General features: G+C 65.1%; 1 protein-coding gene. It reads left to right on the forward strand.

Going from position 1 to position 1,729, the window contains the following annotated elements; genetic code table 11:
- Window positions 1-22: 22 nt before the first annotated feature.
- On the forward strand, window positions 23-1,657 hold the full coding sequence (locus SCH01S_RS06490) for a nitrite/sulfite reductase (RefSeq protein WP_046347985.1): 1,635 nt from the start codon (window positions 23-25) through the stop codon (window positions 1,655-1,657).
- The last annotated feature ends 72 nt before the right edge of the window (window positions 1,658-1,729 follow it).

Here is a 1,729-nt window from a genome sequence, read left to right on the forward strand (position 1 = left end):
AACCCGATCGGGCACTATCACCATGTATAAGTACGACGTTTACGACCAGGCGATTGTCGATGCGCGCGTGGACGAATTTCGCGATCAGGTGCGGCGGCGGATTGCCGGCGAGATCACCGAGGATCAGTTCAAGCCGCTGCGGCTGAAGAACGGTCTCTATCTCCAGCTCCACGCGTACATGCTGCGCGTCGCGATCCCGTACGGCACGCTCAACGGCCGGCAGATGCGCATGCTGGCCCACATCGCCCGCACCTATGACCGCGGCTATGGGCATTTCACGACGCGGCAGAACATCCAGTACCACTGGATCAAGCTGGAACAGGCGCCGGACATCCTGGCCGAGCTTGCGACCGTCGAGATGCACGCAATCCAGACATCGGGCGAGAGCATCCGCAACATCTCCGCCGACCACTATGCCGGTGCCGCGGCCGACGAGATCGAGGACCCGCGCCCCTGGGCCGAGCTGCTGCGCCAGGCGACGACCTTCCATCCGGAGTTCAGCTACCTGCCGCGCAAGTTCAAGATCGCGCTGACCGCGTCGCCGGGCGACAGGGCGGCGCTGCGCTGGCACGACTTCGCGCTCAGGATCGTGCGCAACGAGGCGGGAGAGACCGGCTTCGAGGTGTTCGCCGGCGGCGGCATGGGGCGCACGCCCTTCATCGCCTATCCGATCCGCGCGTTCCTGCCCGCCGAGCAGATCTTCTCGTATCTGCAGGCGGTGCTGCGCGTGTGGAACCGGCACGCGCGGCGCGACAATATCCACAAGCAGCGGATGAAGATTCTGGTCCATGAGCTGGGCGAGGACGAGTTCACCCGTCAGGTGGAAGAGGAATTCGGGCATATCCTGAAGCGCGGCACCGATTTCCCGCGCGTGGAATATGAGCGGATCGCGGCCTATTTCGCGCCGCCGCCGCTCGAGACGGGGCTGCCCGAGGAGATCGACCGGTCCGATCCCGACTTCGCGTTGTGGGTCGATCGCCAGACCGCCGCGCACAAGGCCCCCGGCTATGCGATCGTCAATGTCAGCCTGAAGAAGGTGGGCGGCATCGGGGGCGACATCACCGCCGAGCAGATGGAGACCGTGGCCGACCTCGCCGAGCAATACAGCTTCGACGAATTGCGCGTCAGCCATGCGCAGAATCTGGTGCTTCCTTACGTGGCGAAGCGGGACCTCTACACCGTCTGGCAGGCGCTGGATGCGGCGGGGCTGGCCGACGTCAATCTGGATCTGGTGACGGACATCATCGCCTGCCCGGGGCTCGACTATTGCAGTCTGGCCAATGCCCGCTCGATCCCGATCGCGCAGAAGATCGCCGAGCGGTTCGCCGACATGGATCGGCAACTCGACCTGGGCGAGTTGAAGATCAAGATCAGCGGCTGCATCAACGCCTGCGGCCACCACCATGCCGGACATATCGGCATCCTGGGCGTCGACCGGAAAGGCACCGAGAATTACCAGCTGCTGCTCGGCGGATCGGGCGCGGAGGACACGAGCTCAGCCAAGATCACCGGCCCCGGCTTCGACGAGGACGGCATCGTCGATGCGGTCGAGAGGGCGATCGAGAAATATCGCGACGTGCGGACTCCGGGCGAGCGGTTCCTCGACACGTACCGGCGGGTCGGCTTCGAGCCGTTCAAGGAGGCGATCTATGGGTGAGTTGCACAACGGCAAGCCCCTCCCCTTCAGGGGAGGGGTCTGGGGTGGGGGCGCGCGTCTGCGCGCCCAAAA

Origin of the sequence: Sphingomonas changbaiensis NBRC 104936, from assembly GCF_000974765.1 — a bacterium.
Classification (GTDB): domain Bacteria; phylum Pseudomonadota; class Alphaproteobacteria; order Sphingomonadales; family Sphingomonadaceae; genus Sphingomonas_B; species Sphingomonas_B changbaiensis.